This window comes from Streptomyces sp. NPDC051963, from assembly GCF_044593495.1.
In the GTDB taxonomy this organism is placed as follows: domain Bacteria; phylum Actinomycetota; class Actinomycetes; order Streptomycetales; family Streptomycetaceae; genus Streptomyces.
Genome location: NZ_JBIUCC010000008.1, coordinates 375,136 through 391,020, shown reverse-complemented (window position 1 = coordinate 391,020; position 15,885 = coordinate 375,136). Strand labels below are relative to the sequence as shown.

General features: G+C 69.7%; 15 protein-coding genes. 2 read left to right on the top strand and 13 right to left on the bottom strand.

Annotation, left to right across the window (positions count from 1 at the left end):
• Positions 1-167 precede the first annotated feature (167 nt).
• The 13 genes from ACIHFB_RS33210 to ACIHFB_RS33150 all read right to left on the bottom strand — a co-directional run bounded on the left by ACIHFB_RS33210 (position 168) and on the right by ACIHFB_RS33150 (position 14,071).
• A complete protein-coding gene (locus ACIHFB_RS33210) occupies positions 168-1,145 on the bottom strand; it encodes a cyclase family protein (protein ID WP_400128891.1) in 978 nt (325 codons plus the stop codon).
• Between the two features lie 15 nt (positions 1,146-1,160).
• Complete coding sequence (locus ACIHFB_RS33205; protein ID WP_365276152.1) at positions 1,161-1,913, bottom strand: IclR family transcriptional regulator; 753 nt, start codon at positions 1,911-1,913, stop codon at positions 1,161-1,163.
• Positions 1,914-2,022: 109 nt separating this feature from the next.
• Entirely contained in the window at positions 2,023-2,307 is a 285-nt protein-coding gene (locus tag ACIHFB_RS33200) for a hypothetical protein (RefSeq protein ID WP_365276149.1), read from the bottom strand.
• A 92-nt stretch (positions 2,308-2,399) separates the two neighbouring features.
• Complete coding sequence (locus tag ACIHFB_RS33195) at positions 2,400-3,740, bottom strand: TRAP transporter large permease subunit (RefSeq protein WP_365276146.1); 1,341 nt, start codon at positions 3,738-3,740, stop codon at positions 2,400-2,402.
• Positions 3,737-5,152 (bottom strand): DUF1932 domain-containing protein, encoded by a 1,416-nt coding sequence (locus ACIHFB_RS33190; RefSeq protein WP_400128890.1) that lies wholly within the window; start codon positions 5,150-5,152, stop codon positions 3,737-3,739. The genes ACIHFB_RS33195 and ACIHFB_RS33190 overlap by 4 nt, the downstream gene beginning before the upstream one ends.
• A 231-nt stretch (positions 5,153-5,383) precedes the next feature.
• Positions 5,384-6,067 (bottom strand): response regulator transcription factor, encoded by a 684-nt coding sequence (locus tag ACIHFB_RS33185; RefSeq protein ID WP_365276140.1) that lies wholly within the window; start codon positions 6,065-6,067, stop codon positions 5,384-5,386.
• Entirely contained in the window at positions 6,064-7,227 is a 1,164-nt protein-coding gene (locus tag ACIHFB_RS33180) for a sensor histidine kinase (protein WP_400128889.1), read from the bottom strand. Before ACIHFB_RS33180 ends, ACIHFB_RS33185 begins: the two co-directional genes overlap by 4 nt.
• A 27-nt stretch (positions 7,228-7,254) precedes the next feature.
• A complete protein-coding gene (locus ACIHFB_RS33175; protein ID WP_400128888.1) occupies positions 7,255-8,043 on the bottom strand; it encodes a hypothetical protein in 789 nt (262 codons plus the stop codon).
• A gap of 296 nt (positions 8,044-8,339) precedes the next feature.
• Positions 8,340-9,683, bottom strand: a complete 1,344-nt coding sequence (locus ACIHFB_RS33170; RefSeq protein WP_400128887.1) for a ferric reductase-like transmembrane domain-containing protein — start codon at positions 9,681-9,683, stop codon at positions 8,340-8,342.
• Positions 9,684-10,005: 322 nt separating this feature from the next.
• Positions 10,006-10,539 carry a GNAT family N-acetyltransferase gene (locus ACIHFB_RS33165; protein ID WP_365276131.1) on the bottom strand — a complete coding sequence of 178 codons (534 nt, stop codon included), beginning with the start codon at positions 10,537-10,539 and terminating at the stop codon, positions 10,006-10,008.
• A gap of 118 nt (positions 10,540-10,657) precedes the next feature.
• Entirely contained in the window at positions 10,658-12,802 is a 2,145-nt protein-coding gene (locus ACIHFB_RS33160) for a tetratricopeptide repeat protein (RefSeq protein WP_400128886.1), read from the bottom strand.
• A 147-nt stretch (positions 12,803-12,949) separates the two neighbouring features.
• Positions 12,950-13,504 carry a hypothetical protein gene (locus tag ACIHFB_RS33155; protein WP_400128885.1) on the bottom strand — a complete coding sequence of 185 codons (555 nt, stop codon included), beginning with the start codon at positions 13,502-13,504 and terminating at the stop codon, positions 12,950-12,952.
• Positions 13,505-13,741: 237 nt separating this feature from the next.
• A complete protein-coding gene (locus ACIHFB_RS33150; protein ID WP_365276786.1) occupies positions 13,742-14,071 on the bottom strand; it encodes a hypothetical protein in 330 nt (109 codons plus the stop codon).
• Positions 14,072-14,277: 206 nt separating this feature from the next.
• Between ACIHFB_RS33150 and ACIHFB_RS33145 the strand changes: the two genes are divergently transcribed.
• Together ACIHFB_RS33145 and ACIHFB_RS33140 are read left to right on the top strand one after the other, a co-directional pair.
• Positions 14,278-15,120 (top strand): helix-turn-helix domain-containing protein, encoded by an 843-nt coding sequence (locus ACIHFB_RS33145; RefSeq protein ID WP_365276122.1) that lies wholly within the window; start codon positions 14,278-14,280, stop codon positions 15,118-15,120.
• Between the two features lie 74 nt (positions 15,121-15,194).
• Positions 15,195-15,806 carry a dihydrofolate reductase family protein gene (locus tag ACIHFB_RS33140; protein WP_400128884.1) on the top strand — a complete coding sequence of 204 codons (612 nt, stop codon included), beginning with the start codon at positions 15,195-15,197 and terminating at the stop codon, positions 15,804-15,806.
• The last annotated feature ends 79 nt before the right edge of the window (positions 15,807-15,885 follow it).

Sequence of the window (15,885 nt, the reverse complement as noted above, 5' to 3'; positions counted from 1 at the left end):
GTGCTGATCGACGGCACACTGCGGCAGACAGGGCTCCCGGACATGCCGGTGTCCACGCGCCTCACTCCGAACGCGTCCTGCGTCGACTCGGACTCGACGGCGTGCTGCGCATCTCTCCCTACAGGTCACGGTGGGTATCCGCTGCGCAAACGCCACGGCAGTCCAGGTCAGCGCAGCGCGGTGGCATTGGCGGGTGAGCCGACTCCGCCGGTGAGGTGGAGCGGTTTGACGGTCAGGAGGCTGTCCCAGCGGCCGGTGGTACGGCAGTCGGCGGCCAGGGCGGTCAGGTTCCACAACTCGCCCAGGGGAAGGCCGAGTTTGGCGATCAGCTCCTGGTGCATCATCCCGGCGTCTTCAGGCGCGCTCTGCTGAAAGTCGCTCTCCGGTAGTACGGGCAGGACTTCGACGGCGAAGGTGTCGGTGGCCATCAGGGCGATGCGGTGGTCCCAGCACCAGGCGGCGAAGGCGCGGGACTGGGCGAAGCCTGTGGCGCGCCGGGCCGTTCGGGTCTCCGCGCGGGTGGCGGGGTCGGTGGTGAGGTACCAGTGGGCCCACCCGGTGTGGACGAGGACGAGGTCGCCGTCCTCGACACGGCAGCCCTGTGCGTCGAGTGCCTGGTCGAGCAGGGACGGCGTGAGGGCGGGGCCCGTGGCGTGGTCGAGCGGGGTGCCGTGTGCTCGTAGGAGTCCTTCGACGTCGATGAGGAGGGCACGTCCGGCCAGCGGTGTCTCCGCCCAGAGCTGGACTCCCAGGCGCGGGCTGCGCGGTTTGATGTCGTCGTCGGGTACGCCGTTGTAGAAGCCGTGTCCGGAGGCGCGGCGGTGGCGCAGCCCGTCGATCTGGGTGCTCGCCTGGAGGTGGAAGTTGTCCAGGACGTCGTCGCGGGCCTGGTCGTGCTTGGCCGTGATGCGGTGGTGGGGGATGCCGCGCGCCATGGACATGGGCGGATCGAAGGCGTCGAGGGGGTGGTCGAGGTTGAGGGCGCGGCCGTCGCGTACGCACTGGGCGGCGCGCAGGATCTGCTGCGGGCCCGCGAAGTTGGCCATGCCGCGTTCGGGCTGGTCGGCGAAGAGGTGCCAACTGGATCCGGGTGGTGCGTCGGTGCGGTGGAGGAGTTCGTCGTACGTCGGTACAGGCAGCGGCACAGGAGTGGCTTTCGGTCAGGGGCAGCGGGCCGCGATGGCCTCCGCCGCGTGGCGGACTTCGGTGATGATGCGCGGGTGCTCGCTCTCGGGCAGGTCGCTGCTGGATCCGGTGATGCTGAGGGCGCCCAGCAAGGTGTCGCCCTTGAGGATGGGTGCGCTGACGGAGGTGACGCCCTGGACGCGTTCGCTCCGGGAGAGGGCGTAGCCGTCCTGTCTGACGTTGCGCAGTTCGGCGGTCAGGTCCTCGGCGGTGGTCTGTTCGCCGGAGGCTCGGGTGAAGGGCGCCGCGGCGGCGACACAGGTCGCGCGTTCGTCCTCGGGCAGCCAGGCCAGCAGTGCCTTTCCGGCACCCAGGTGCAGGGGGAGCTTGTCCCCGATGGGCAGTTGGTAGCGCAGCGGGTTGCGGCCCTCGACGCGGGCGATCGGCACCCGGGCGGATCCGACGCGCACGTACAGGGTCGGCGTGAGCCCGGTGGTGGCGGCCAGTTCCTGGAGGACGGGCAGGGCCACGGGGCTGAGCCGGTTGTTGACCAGGAACGCGTGAGCGGTGGCGACGGCGGCCGGGCCGGCCACGTAGCCGGAGTCCTCCTTGGCCGCGTAACCGCGGTCGACCAGGACGTTCAGGATGCGCTGGGCGGTGGCCACGTGCAGCTCCGCGCGGCGGGCGACGTCACTCAGGCGCAGCGGGTGCCGGGCGTCCTCGAGGACGCCCAGCACGTCGAAGGCCCTGTCGACCGAACGCATGGGGGAGGCGGAGATGGCAGCCATGGGCGGTGGGCTCCTGGACGGTCGGCACGGCACCCGGTGTGCCGTAGTCCGATAAGAGTTATCAGACGGTGGGTGCCCGTACGGAGCCGTACCGGGGGCGCCGGGCCTGCTATTCCGGGCGGGTCCCAGCCACGGGCTGGAGGTCCTGCCCGGCCGGCAGGGTGGCCCTGTCCGGCCGCTCCTCCGTCGTCAGGTAGGAGAGGACGAAGGCGAGCAGTCCGCTGACGCCGGCGACGATGAAGGTGGGCGGTCCGGCATGCTCCTCGACGGCGGCGACCCAGCCGGCGTCGCCCAGGGCGATGCCCAGGGCCTGGCCGATGACGATGAGGAAACCGCCGGCGAGGAAGCCGATGACGGTGAGGCGGAAGAGGAGTTGGAGTGTGCGGACGGTCATGGGTGGCCTCCGGTTTCAGGTTCGGGTCTCAGATTCCGGTTTCGGGTTCGAGTTCAGGTTCGGGTTTCGGGTTCGGGTTTCGGGTTCGGGTTTCAGACGGGCAGGACGCCGGTGGCCACGGCGGCGCCGATGAACAGGATGGGGACGCAGTAGTAGGTGAGGAGCGGCTTGAAGGTGCGCGACGGGTCGACGCCCGCGATGCCGCTCGCCACGTAGATGGGCGCGCCCGAGGGGGGCGAGGCGCCCTCGGTGGAGGCGAAGATCAGGACGGCGACGCAGGCGGTGGCCGGGGAGACCCCGGCACCGATCAGCGCGGAGACCGCGACCGGGCCGATGGCCGCCATGGTGGCGCTTGCGGTGAGCGGGATCGCGACACCGACCACGAGGATGCCGACGACCAGGGCCATGACCCACAGGGGCGCGTCCACACCGGACAACAGGTCGGTCAGTTGCTCGGGCAGGCCGAGTTCGCCCAGTGCGTTGGCCGCGGAGAACGCGGCCACGATGGTGACGCCGAGGACACCGAACTGCGGGGCGGCCCCGCCCAGCAGGTCCCACCATCCCCGCCCGGTGCGCGGCAGGTGGCGACGGCCGAGCAGCAGCACGATGGTGATCATCAGGACCGGTATCCAGGTGATCAGGCTGATCGCGTCGGACATCTTCACACCGTCGAGGTAGCGGCCCAGCGCGCCGGCGAGTGGCCCGCGGGTCAGCAGCAGCGGGAGGACGATCCCGCCGAACAGCAGCAGGCTGGTCCAGCCCACACCCAGCGTGCGGCGCAGCGGCTTGAGCTCGCCGGTGTCGACGGGCTGGATGCCGTGGCGGCGGATCATGACGAACGCCGCGATCATCCGGTAGCCCAGGCACCACAGCCCGCCCAGGAAGAGCGGCAGCACGATGTCGTCGGTGGACACCACCGAGGCGACACCGGCCGAACCCAGGAGGATGAACATGGTGGAGCTGAAGGGGAAGGTGACGCCCATGCCCGCGCCGCCGGCCGCGACGGTGGCGGCGAGTTCGCCGCTGACGTTCGACCGCTTCATCCAGGGGATCGTGACCGAACCGACGGCCGCGGTGACCGCGGCGCCCACGTGCGCGATGGCGCCGAACACGCCCGCGGCGACGGTCGAGGTGTAGATGGGGCCGCCGCGCAGGCGTCCTAGGAGCGAGTTGAGGATGTCCAGGAGATGGTCCAGGACGGGGGTGCGCGCCAGTACGTAGCTCATGAACACGAAGGCCAGGGCGGCGAAGGTCACCTCCTCCTGCATCGCCTCGGCGAGACTGCTCCACAGCACGTGGCCGATGTCACCGCCGGAGAACAGGCCGGTGACCAGGAGTCCGACGATCAGCGCCTCGCCGATGTTGCGCTTGAGGACGGAGTTCCACACGATGATGGCCGCTATGTAGCAGCCCAACGCCCATACGGCGATCATGAGGCGCCTCCCGTTCCGTTGCCGCCACCCGCGGTGGCGCGGATCCGGGCACGGCGGCCTGCCTCGTCGGCCTCGACCGCGCGGGCGGCGGCGAGCACCGACTCTGCCTGCTCGGCGGCGACCACGGCAACTCCGTCGCTGTCCGCCACGACCAGGTCACCGGGCCGGCAGACGAGCCCGCCCACCGCCACGGGCACGTTGACGTGTCCGGGGCCGAACTTGTAAGGCCCGGCCGGGGTCACCGCCCGCGCCCACACCGGGAAGCCGATCTCGGCGAGTACGTCGACGTCGCGGGCCGCGGCGTCCAGGACCATGCCCACGACGCCGCGGGCCTTGGCGCGTTCGGCGATCAGTTCGCCGATGAGCGCGCGGGACGTGTCCCCCTCGCCGTTGACCACGATGAGGTCTCCGGGTGCCGCCACCTTGATGGCCTCGTGGATGGCCTGGTTGTCCCCGGCCCGCGTCCACACCGTCAGTGCCCGCCCGATCGCCCGCGCGCCGGGCCACAGGGGCCGGACACCCGAGTCGAGCAGGGCGAGACGGTCCACCGCGTCGCCGATGTTCGCGGTGGCCACGTCCCGGTGCGCGGCCAGCAGCTCGTCGGAGACCCGCGGAACGTCCCGCAGCCCTTCCGGGCGGGCCGCCAGCGTGTGCACATGGCTGATCGCGCGGGTCAGCTCGGCGTCCAGGTCGAGATCGGCCATCAGATCGGAGGCCGCCAACGCCTCGTACGCCCGGCGTACGCCGTGCTTGGCGGTCCCCGCGTACAGGCGCTCCAGCGTGCTCTCGCCCCCGGCGAGCTCGGCGGCGATCTGCTCGCGCACCCACAGCTCGTCCCCGGCGGCCCGGCCCGCCTCCACGGTCTGCACGATGATCGCGCCCAGGCCCTTCATGAACACACTGCGCAGCAGCTTGCGGGCCGAGGCCGCTCCGGGCTCGCCGCCCAGGTTCTCCACCGGCGCACCGAGCGTGCCGAAGTGGTCCGCGATCACCGTGGCGCCCGGGCCGCTGGTCACCAGAGCGGTGCGGTGCCGGTGCGTGGGAACGGGACCGATCACCGACACGTCCGCGAAGAGGGCCTTCGGCTGCGACTGCGACTCCGCCGAGGAGCTCACGGCCTGCGCGATCTCCCGCTTCAGCCCCGGGGCACCGGCGTTCATGTCCGCGTACACCGTGGAGGCCCCCAGGTGCGGGGCCGCCGCCCGGGCCACCGCCAGGGCGGCCTTGGCCCCGGTCAGGCCGAGCACCAGGTCGCAGTCGCGGACGGTGGCTTCGACACTGTCCGCGCGTTCCACGCCCGCCGGGGTGGGCACGTCCCCCGGGTCGTACCCGGCCACCGACCAGCCGTTCTCCAGGAACCCCGTTGCATACAGGTTTCCCGCCTCGCCCAGCCCGAGCACTCCGACACGCATGCGTGGCCTCCTCGCCACCCACCAGGGGTTTCTCATTGTGTGATAACGATTATCGCTTGATGAGCAAGGTGGATGTTGCCTGCACGTGAAGCAGGCGTCAATAGCCGAGAAATGATCGATCAAACTCCGCTGGTGACACGACTCCGCTCCAGGACGTGCCGGCCCGACGCAGGAACCACGACTTGATCGACCGCCCTGCACCTCCGATGAGGGGCCGCCGTCCTCTGAAGGTCACACTCCGCGGCGGGCGCCCACGAGGCCGGTCTCATAGGCGACGATCACCAGCTGGGCACGGTCGCGCGCACGCAGCTTGGTGAGCAGGCGGCCGATATGGGTCTTGACCGTGGCCAGGCTCAGATGGAGGTGCCCTGCGATCTCCGTGTTGGACAACCCCCTCGCGATCAGGCCGAGCACCTCCAACTCCCGGTCTGTGACTCCGTCCAGCAAGCGGCTGGGTGGGCGCGCGGGCTCCGGGCGGCGGGCGAACTCCGCGATCAGACGGCGGGTCACCGAGGGAGCGAGCAGTGCCTCGCCCGCGGCGACGACGCCGACAGCGGTGAGGACGTCGGTCGGCGGGGTGTCCTTGAGCAGAAAGCCCGCCGCGCCGGCGCGCAGGGCGGCGTAGACGTACTCGTCCAGGTCGAACGTGGTGAGGATGAGGACGCGGACCTCGGACAGCGCCGGGTCCGAGCAGATCCGGCGGGTCGCCTCGATGCCGTCGAGGTCGGGCATGCGGATGTCCATCAGCACGACGTCCGGCCGCTCACGGCGGGCGAGTTCGACGGCTTCGGCTCCGTTCGCGGCCTCGCCCACGGCCGTCATGCCGGGCGTGTGGTCGACGAGGACCCGGAAGCTGCCGCGCACCATCGCCTGGTCGTCGGCGATCAGTACCCGGACCGGGGGCACGTCGGTCATGTTCGTTGGTTCCCTTCGGCAGGCAGACGGACGGACACCGCGAAGCCGCCCTCCGTCCGGGGGCCCGCCGCGAAGCTGCCGCCGTACATCATCACCCGTTCACGTATGCCCAAGAGTCCGTGCCCGCCCGGCAGTTCGCGGACGGGATGCCCGGGCGCGGACGGTGGCCCCTCGTCCACGACATCGATACGGATCTCTCGTTCGTCCGCCTCGACGGTGACCCGGCAGTCGGTCGGGGCGGCGTGCCGGACCGCGTTGGTGAGGGACTCCTGGACGATCCGGTAGACGGTCAGCTGTGTTCCCTCTGCAAGGGCCTCCGCGACGCGCACCGTAAGGTCGACGGCCACCCCTGCCCGCTTCGCCTCCTCCGCGAGCGAGTCGAGGCGGTCCAGGCCCGGTACGGGTCCCAGGGGCGCACCCTCGGTGCGCAGCACGCCGAGCGTGCGCCGCATCTCGGTGAGCGCGGAACGGCTTGTCTCCTCGATGACCTTGAGGGCGGCCCGCGCCTCCTGCGGATCGGCCTCCGCCACATGCCCGGCGACACCCGCCTTGACGGCGATCAGGCTGAGGTTGTGCGAGACGATGTCGTGCAACTCCCGGGCGATCCGCAGGCGTTCCTCGGTCAGCGCGTGCTCCGAACGGCGCCGCTGTTCCCGTACGGCCCCGGCCCGGCGGTTGCGCACGGTGAACCCCGCGCCCCAGGCCCCGCAGATCACCAGGAGCACGAGCCCGGCCACTCCCACGGCACCCCGCCCGTCTTCGGCGGGAGTGACCACCGCCTCGCCGAGATACACGGCACCGGCCGCCACCGGCAGCGTCATCGCGAGGGCGGGCACTGACCGGCGGAGGGGTTCGGCCAGTGCGACGAGGTAGGCGGCAAGCCCGGCGGCGGTGTACGGCTCACGTGGGATGTCGAGGAGCGATGCCGTGGCCAGCGCGGCCAGCACGGTCGCCAGGACCGCGAGCGGCCAACGGCGGCGTACGGCGATCGGCAGCCCGACCGCGGCGGCGATCAGGCAGCCGAGCCAGAACGGTCCCGTGTAGACGGGCTGGCCGTCGTCGGCGCCGGTCAGTCGGGCGAAGCCGATGTACACGGCGGTCAGGGCCAGGGCCACGCCGAGGTCGAGGGCGTGGAGATGGTGCTGCCGCTGGGCCTTCATGGTCCGACCGTACCTGTACGCATACACTCAACCGGCCTGTCCGAGCAGCACCATCAGCCCGAGCGTCACCAGGGTCAGCGGCACCCAGCGCAGTACCGCCGCCCGGCGGGGACGGGGCGCTTCGCGCAGTAGCGCCAGGCCCAGTGGCACCAGTGCGGCGCACAGTCCCGCCAGGGCCACCAGCGACAGGGGGGTGGTCCCCTTGAGCACGCCGAGGGGCAGCGCCGCTGTGAGGCCCAGTGCGGCAGCGCGGACCGGGCCGAGCACCCGGGTGCGCCAGGCCCCCAGGGCAAGGACGATCCACCCGGCGAGGATGGCGAGGTTCAGCGTGGCGAAGACGTGGAAGGCGCCGTAGCCGGCGGAGACCGCTTCGGTGGCGGGCCCGGCCCCCTCGGAACGCACCAGCTGAAAGGCCAGATGGTCCACCCCCGCGTGGAAGGCGCGGGCGAACAGTCCGAACATGACCAGCACCCCGCCCCACAGCCCCCAACCGGCGCTGCGCGCCCCGATCCGTGCGGCCACCACGGCCACGGCGGGCCAGAGCAGCAGACCACCTGCGGCAAAGAGGCCGTAAGCCGTGGCCATCAGGACGGGATGCCGCTCGTACGCGGCGAGTTGGTCGGGGTAGAAGAAGTGGAAGCGGACCCGCAGCAACGCGCCGGTCAGCATCAGGAGCGGGCCGAGCACCATGGCAGTGCCGCCCACCCAGCGCCCGGGAAAGCCGGTGGTCTCCCACCGTTCCACGGTCAGCGCGCCACGCAGTCGGGCGCCGATCGTCGTGGCCGGGATGGCTGTGGATGTCTCCGTGTTCGTCATGCCAACGACGATGCCTTCGCGGCCCCTGCGGGGCGTCGGACCAGGAGTTGAACCGCAGGGTCAGACCTGGGTATGACCCACCGGACTGCCTGAACAGGCACTGCGCATCCAGCACACATGAGGACGGGAAACCCCGCGAACAGGTGAGAACCACGGAGGGGCGATTTCCGGGGCCAGACACTCGATGCTCGACATTTCCACAGGTCACAACCCTGCCCAAGGGAAACTCCTGAAGCGGGTGTCGCAGGTTCGAATCCTGCCGGGGGCACGGCGCGTCCCGCTGCGTGAGCGACCGTTCAGGCCAGGCCGAACTTCTCGGCGTGTACCTGTCGCGCGGGGACCCGCAGGTCTCGTAGGCCGGAGAGTACGGCGCTGGTCATGGCGGGCGGGCCGCAGACGTACACGTCGCGTTCGGTGATGTCGGGGACCAGCCGGTGCAGGCCGGCCGGGGCGAAAGGCGGCGGGGTGCCGGCCTCGCCGGTTCGGCCGGTGAGGAGGTGCAACCGTCCGCCGCGGAGGGAGACCAGGTGACGCACCTCGTTCAGGAGCACGGCGTCGGCCTCGCTGCGTACTCGGTACAGCACGACGACGTCGCCGGTCGCCTGTTCTTCCAGCATGGCCCGCACGGGCGTGATGCCCACGCCGCCTGCGATCAGGAGGGCGCCGGGCCGGCTCCGGTGCAGGGAGGTGAACGCTCCGTACGGTCCCTCGACGAAGGCGCGGCTGCCGACCGGGACGTTCCGCAGTCCCGCGCTGGTGGTGCCCACCGCCTTCGCCGTGAGGCGCAGCCCTAGTGCGCCTGGCGCCGCAGACAGCGAGAAGGGGTTGGCCAGCCACCAGTTGTTGTGTCCGGGGAACCGCCAGATGCAGAACTGGCCCGCGCGGGCGGGGAGTTTGTCGAGGTGTCGGCCGGTGACGTACACCGAGACCACGTTGTCCGACTCCGGCACCACCGCCGCGACGCGGAACCGGTGGTACGCGTTGCGCCACAACGGCACGACGAGACGCCCGGTCAGCAGGGCGCCGAAGGCGAACAGCCACAGGAGCCACCAGTAGGCCTCGGCGAACGCGGAGGACGTGAAGGTCGTGGTCTCCTGCAACTGGTGGACGAACGCCAGGCCGAGGGCCACGTAGAGCAGCAGGTGCAGACCGTGCCAGACCTCGTACCGCAGCCGTCGCCGCAAGGGCCGGATCGAGATCGCGCCGATCACGACGATGACAGCCGCGGCCAGCATGCCCAGCAGGGAGGCCGGCACCCCGCTCAGCGCGACGAACGTCTTCCCCATGGACGCGTCGTCGAGTGTCGCGTAGCCGAGCACCACCAGCGTGGCGTGGGTGAGGACCGTCCAGAGCAGGGTGAAGCCGACCCAGCGGTGCCACACCGTGAGCCTGTCCATGCCTATGCGACGGTCCAGCCAGGGCAGCCGGGCCACCAGCAGCAGTTGGAACAGGATCAGCAGGGCCGCGTGCAGTCCGAAGAACTTGGCGACCGTGAGCACCCCGTTCTTACCCGAACCGGCGCTGAGGAACAGCGCCTCGACGATCACCACGTTGACGATGACGAACGTCCACATCGCCCAACGCGCCGCATCCACCGGAAGCACAGTGCCTGTGCGCACCGTGTTACTCGCCGTCGCCATGGTTGCCCCACATCCCCCGGGGCCGCGGCACGCGACCCGTATGTACAAACTCCATGAAGATCGAGTGGTTCGTCCGGATACACACCTCGATCGGATAGGCATACGGAGCGTAGACCCGGTCCGTTCACCGCAGAAGCGTCTAATCCAACCGCCGTTCGGCGTTCGGTGTTCGGTGCGTCCTACGGCTCAGGTTCCGCGGCGGTTCACGTCGCCTGGTCGTGCAGCGCAGCGTGCCGGACGGATGACAGACACGCCGGGGCCGCCCAGGGCGACCTGTGCGGGATCATCTGCCTTGCAGAAGTCGTCGAACCTGTGCGCCCCTTCACGCCTGGAACTCGGTGAGGTCGATGGTGTGAACGTGCAGTGGATAGGCATGGACCGGGTGCGTCGTCTCTCGCTCGAGGCCCATGCCGAGCTTTCGGATGACGTTCTCGGAGGCGTCGTCTCCCACCCGGCTGATGCTGATGATGCGGTCGAGGCCGCGGTCCTGGAGCGCGAACTCCAGCGTGGCGTGGGCGGCTTCGGATGCGTAGCCCTGGCCCCAGAACGGTGAGCCGAGCCGCCAGCTGATGGCCACGGCGGGCAGTACTTCCGGCAGGAACTCGGGCACGGACAGTCCCGTGAAGCCTGCCAGTTCACCGGAGGCCAGCAGTTCGACGGCGAAGAGTCCGAAACCCTCCTCGTCCCACTCCTCCTCCCACTGTTCGATGTCCTCTGCCGTGTGGTCCAGGTCGCGCACCGAGCCGTCGTCGATCCAGCGCATGACCCGCGGGTCCGCGTTGATGTCCGCCATCGGCGCGAGGTCGTCGTCATGCCAGCGACGCAGGAGGAGGCGGGGTGTGCGGATCTCGGTCATGGCGCCCATCCTGCCCAAGGCGAGGGCCTCATCGGTAATCCGGCGCCCGCCCGTGCTGCCGCTCCGGGACCACGCGGCTCCAGGTAGGTGAGTCCGAAACACGCGAGTTCGATTCTCGTCACTCGCTACTGGTCGGCGGTGGGGTGGGGCGGTCGGGGGGAGGCAGCGCGGTGGCTCGCTCACGGGCTTGGACGGCTTCTGGTTCGGCGTCGGCTTGTTGGTAGGCGTCGGCGGCGGCGAGCCAGTGGTGGCGGGCTTCGTCGAGGTGGCCGGCGTTCTCGTGGGCGTCGGCGAGGTGTTGGTGGGTGGTGCCGATGGCGTGCCAGTCCTCGAACTCGTGCTGGATGGTGAGGGCTTTGGTGTAGGCGTCGACGGCTTCAGCGGTGTTGCCGGTGGCCTGTAGCGCGATGCCGGTGTTGCGCCAGGCCTTGGCTTCACGGTCGCGGTTGCCGGCTGTGCGGAACAGTTTCCGTGCCCGGGTGTGGGCGTCGATGGCGTCGTGAGGGCGGCCAAGGTCCATCAGGGCGAATCCCGTGTTGTTGAACACGTAGGCCTGCCCATTGCTGTCACTGAGGGCCCGGAACAGCTCACCCGCCCGTTCCAGGACCGGGAGGGCCTCACTGGGGCTGCCGGCGACACGCAGTGCGGAGCCGAGGAAGTTCCAGGCGAAGGCCTCTCCGGTCCGGTCGCCGACTGCTGCCAGCAGGTCGCGGGCACGGGTGAGAGCATCGATGGCTTCGACCGGCCGGTCCGCCGAGCGCAGCGCCAGGCCGAGGTAGTTGCAGGCTTGGGCTTCGGCCACGCGGTCGCCGATGAGGCGGGCCGTGTCCTGTGTGTGACGGCTGACGGTGACGAAGTCGTCGTAGTAGCGGCGGAAATACAGGTAGGTGCCCAGCAGCAGGCCCAGCCGGACCAGGAGAGTGCCGTGGCGTGGCTGCGCCGTGCCGTGCATCGTGGCCAGCAGATTCGCGCGCTCGGTGTCGAGCCAGGTGACGGCCTGCGCTCGGCTGCTGAACACCTGTTGAGGCACAGGCGTGTCAGTCCACCAGCGGACCAGGTCGACGGCGGCGGCCGTGCGTTGCACATAGTGCTCCAGCACTCGCTCCCGTGCGGCCGCGGACTCTTCGGCCAAGACGTCATTGCTCTCGGCAACCTGGGCCGCGTACTCCCTCACGAGATCGTGCATACGCCATCGGTGTCGGCTGCTGCCGCGCTGTATGAGATGGGCGCGCTCCAGCACAGCGAGGTCGGCGCGCGGCGAGTTGGCTTCGCCCAGTAGCGCGGTGATGGCCTCGATTCCGGTCTCCGGTCCCGGTGCGAGTGCCAACAGCCGCAGCAACCTGGCCTGCTGGGCCGGAAGAGCGCGATAGGAGAGCTCGAAGGTGGCCCGCACGCTGCGCTCCCCGTCATCCAGTTGGTCCAGAAGGCTGCGCGACGCTGTCAGGTCGCGGCCGAATTCACTCAGGGACATGCTGTGGTCCGCGATCAGCAGGGCCGCGGCGATCTGAAGGGCAAGCGGCAGGCAGCCGCACAGCGCGGCCAGAGCGGATGCCTGCGAGGCATGGCCCGCCATCCGCGCATCGGCGGGATCTGCCGCATGCAGCGCGCGGTCGAGCAGTTCGCAGGCGCCCTGCGTCGACAACTCGTCCAAGGCGAGCAGTCGAGCGCCCAGGGTGGGGAACCTGTGTCGTGACGTCGTCAGCATGCGGTGGCGAAAGTCGCCGGGCAGCAGCGGTCGCACCTGGCTGACCGACGAAGCGTTGTCTGCCACCACCAGTACTGGTCCGCTCTCCCGCGCGCGACGGGCGAGCGCCGCGCGGTAGAACGCGGAACGTTCCTCGGCTTGTACCGGGATGTGCTCCGGCCGGGTGCCCAGCGCCCGCAGCAGCAACTGCAATGCCACATCGGCACTGATCGGCGACTCGTCGTAGCCGTGCAGATCGACAAAGAGCGTGCCGCCAGGAAACCACCCCCGAGCCTGCGCCTCATGGGCGGCCTCCACCGCGAGGGCTGTCTTGCCGATGCCACCGAGTCCCGACACCGCGGCGACCAGCACGGCCTGAGGCCCCGGCTGCGCCGGATCCAAAGCCTCCAGCAGCTTGCGCAGTTCGTCGTCGCGGCCGGTGAAGCCGACCGTCCTGGCAGGCAGAGAATCGACAGCGGTGGGCGCGGGCACATACGGCTGATAGTCCGCCCTGCCGATCACCGGCCCTGTGAACTGCCCGCCTCTGAAGTCAAAATGGTCGTCGTATTCGACACTCATCACGCCCCCCGGCACCCCCGGCTGCCTCCACGGTACGCCGACGCATGTCGATGCCTGAATGGGATCGGGGACCGATTCCGAAGACCACGACCCTGTGTTCCAGGCTCGGAACCGAGCACAGGGCTTTCTGAAGGACGGGGGACGCGCTCAGTCGGTGGCTCGTGGAGCGCCCAGGGAACGGGCGAAGTCGGCGAGCGTGCGGAAGTCGTCCTCGCGCAGACCGATTCGCGCGTTGACGTGGTGCAGCAGCCCGGGCCCGCGGTGGTGGGCGGTCACGTATGCCTGGTCCAGATCGCTCTGTTCGTCGTCCACCCAGGCGAAAGGACGGCCGTTGGCGTGGTCCACCAGAGGACCGGTCTTCCAGTGGACCCCGTCGGGGCGGTCCTGGAACAACGCGTCGCCGAAGTCCACGAAGGGGAGTTCGGGAAGGCTGAGCACCGGGGCGATCCACCGGTTGGCGTCGTCCATCCATGTGGTGGCCCAGCACAGTTCGTAGCCGAGCTGGAGCAGGGATCGCCCGTGCTCTGGGTTGAGCCAGACCCGCAGGGGGCGCCGCCGGGCCGAGAGTCCTCTGTGTTCGTCTGGAGTTCCGCGGTCCTGGGGCACTCTGTGTGTGGTGTAGCCATCGGAGCGCTTCTCCGGCTTGGCCGCATAGGGGTTGAGTGGCCCGTCCATGTCGAGGAACAGCAGTGGTCGGTCCACGATCTCTCTCCCCCGGTCTTGCTCGACATCGGCTGCGCCGTGGACGCGTAGGCGCAGCGATGTCTCGGCGTCGGGGTGGTCTGAGGACGTCGGTGACCTGCCCGTACGGCCTGAATCGACGGACCCTCCGGAGCCGTGTGTTCCGCCACCGGCCGCCAGAAGCCTGGTCAACGGCACCCGACGGCGGGGCCGACTGTCGTCGGCTGAGACACAGGCACCGTCTCTTCCCTTCCTGGCTCAGAAGCCGGGCGTGAAGCCGGCTGACTGGTCGAGTGGGAACGCAGAGCCCGGTGCCGTAGGAGTCCATCCTTCGCGCAGGGCCAGCCGAATGGCCGCTGCAACGTCGGATGGCTTCACAGGTACGGCCTCACGACCTATCCAGTTGCTCGCATGCGGCTGGTTGGTGGTGACGACGAGCGTTGTCCCTGGGGTATCCGCGTGCTCGACCGCGAACGAGCACGGCGACCAGGCCAGACCCTGGCAGTAGGTAGGCCTGCCTCGCAGGCTCCAGCGATAGCCCGTGCCGTCGACAACAATGCGCCGCGCGCCTTTGCGGACCAGTGCCATGTTCCCCCCCTCGACACCGAGGATGCTATCGAGCCCGTCTCCGCCGCCCGTCTCAATTTCCGTCTCATTCAGCTTCACACAGGCAGCATCCGCCCACGGCCGTGAGTCGGCACTGGGTGGCAGACAGGGAAGGCATCAGACGACCGAAATGGCAGGGCCTGCGGCCTCCCTCGCGTGCTGGGGCCTTGTCGGTCACACTGGGTTGCATGGAATACGTCGGGCGGGTTCCTGCCCCGCCGCTCGACCGATTCATCGACGACATCTACGTCTTGACCGGGGTGCCGCGGCACCGTCGGATGAATGTTCCGCCGATGCCGTCGGCGCATCTGTTCCTCAATCTGGGCGACCCCGTCCGCCTGTGGGATTCCGTTGCCTCGGTGCCGCCGTCGGTGTTCGTCGATGGGTGGTTCATGGGGGTGTGGACCAGGCGTTTCATCGTCGAGTACCCCGCACGAGTGCAGGTCGTGGGGGTGCACTTCAAGCCCTGGGGGATCTCGCCGTTCGTCGATGTGCCGGCCACCGAGCTGCGGGACCGATGGCTGCCGGTCGACGCCGTCTGGGGAGGGTCTGTGGATCGGATCCGAAACCAGGTCGGCGATGTCTCATCGGCCACCGAGACACTGCGGGCGTTGGAAGCGGAGCTGCGATCGCGGCTTGCCGAGGCACCGTCGCGCGGGCTCGACCTGGTCCAGCACACGGGCGGGCGTTTGGAGACCGCCCACGGTGCGGTCCCGGTCGCCGCGCTGACCGAGGCGGCCGGGGTGAGCGGCAATCACCTGGCCACGCAGTTCAAGTCTCATATCGGGGTCACCCCGAAGCGGGTGGCGCGGATCTACCGCTTTGCCCGGCTGATCCTGTCCGTGGACACCCTGCGTCCGGTCGACTGGGCGGAACTCGCCCAAACCGCGGGCTACTTCGACCAGGCCCACTTCAGCAGGGAGTTCAAGGACTTCACCGGCCACACCCCGACGCAGTACCTGGCCCTGCGGCGCCGGTTCCCCGCCGAGCCGGGGTTCCCGCCGGACAGCGGTCCGATGCCCGCCGATTGATTTTTTGCAAGCCTCGTCGCCTCGCGGGGCGACAAGATCGGAGGTGGACGCGCGAGGAGATTCGAGGAGGACCTGTGGGCACGGTAGTCATGCACAGCGTGATGTCGGTGGACGGCTTCATCGCCGACGAGAACGACCAGGTCGGGCCACTCCACGATTGGTACTTCAACGGGGACACCCCGATCACCCAGGGCGGCGACCAGCAATACGACCATTCCGGCGCCGGCAGCGTCTTCAAGGTCTCACGTGCCTCGGCGGCGTACGTCCGGCCGATGTGGGAGGCGATCGGCACGATCGTGATGGGCCGCCACCTCTTCGACCTGGTGAACGGCTGGGAGGGTAAGCCGCCCGCGGGTGACCACGTGGTCGTGGTGTCCCACCGGCCCAAGCCCGAGGGCTGGCACCCCGAGGCCTCGTACCATTTCGTCGATGGTGTGACAGCCGCGATCGACAAGGCCCAGAAACTCGCCGGGGACCGAACCATCGGTGTGAACGCCGGTGAAGTGGGCGGCCAGATCCTCGCGGCCGGCCTCGTGGACGAGGTGGCGCTGGACGTGGTGCCGGTGGTGTTCGGGTCGGGTAAGCGCTACTTCGGCAGCATCGATGGGCAGCACCTGCTGGAGGATCCGCATGTGGTCGTCCAGGGCCACGGGGTGCTGCACATGAGGTTCAAGGTGCGTCGCTAGCGGCAACTGGCATTCGAACCAACCAACCGGTACAACCTGTACAACCGGTACAACCAAGCACATCGGTACACCGGCACCC

Excerpts from the sequence above, each read along its gene's own strand:
- ACIHFB_RS33205 (WP_365276152.1), bottom strand. The coding sequence starts at position 1,913 with ATGGCTGCCATCTCCGCCTCCCCCATGCGTTCGGTCGACAGGGCCTTC.
- ACIHFB_RS33145 (WP_365276122.1), top strand. The coding sequence starts at position 14,278 with ATGGAATACGTCGGGCGGGTTCCTGCCCCGCCGCTCGACCGATTCATC.
- ACIHFB_RS33160 (WP_400128886.1), bottom strand. The coding sequence starts at position 12,802 with ATGAGTGTCGAATACGACGACCATTTTGACTTCAGAGGCGGGCAGTTC.
- ACIHFB_RS33190 (WP_400128890.1), bottom strand. The coding sequence starts at position 5,152 with ATGCGTGTCGGAGTGCTCGGGCTGGGCGAGGCGGGAAACCTGTATGCA.
- ACIHFB_RS33170 (WP_400128887.1), bottom strand. The coding sequence starts at position 9,683 with ATGGCGACGGCGAGTAACACGGTGCGCACAGGCACTGTGCTTCCGGTG.
- ACIHFB_RS33195 (WP_365276146.1), bottom strand. The coding sequence starts at position 3,740 with ATGATCGCCGTATGGGCGTTGGGCTGCTACATAGCGGCCATCATCGTG.
- ACIHFB_RS33165 (WP_365276131.1), bottom strand. The coding sequence starts at position 10,539 with ATGACCGAGATCCGCACACCCCGCCTCCTCCTGCGTCGCTGGCATGAC.
- ACIHFB_RS33200 (WP_365276149.1), bottom strand. The coding sequence starts at position 2,307 with ATGACCGTCCGCACACTCCAACTCCTCTTCCGCCTCACCGTCATCGGC.
- ACIHFB_RS33175 (WP_400128888.1), bottom strand. The coding sequence starts at position 8,043 with ATGACGAACACGGAGACATCCACAGCCATCCCGGCCACGACGATCGGC.
- ACIHFB_RS33185 (WP_365276140.1), bottom strand. The coding sequence starts at position 6,067 with ATGACCGACGTGCCCCCGGTCCGGGTACTGATCGCCGACGACCAGGCG.
- ACIHFB_RS33180 (WP_400128889.1), bottom strand. The coding sequence starts at position 7,227 with ATGAAGGCCCAGCGGCAGCACCATCTCCACGCCCTCGACCTCGGCGTG.
- ACIHFB_RS33150 (WP_365276786.1), bottom strand. The coding sequence starts at position 14,071 with ATGGCACTGGTCCGCAAAGGCGCGCGGCGCATTGTTGTCGACGGCACG.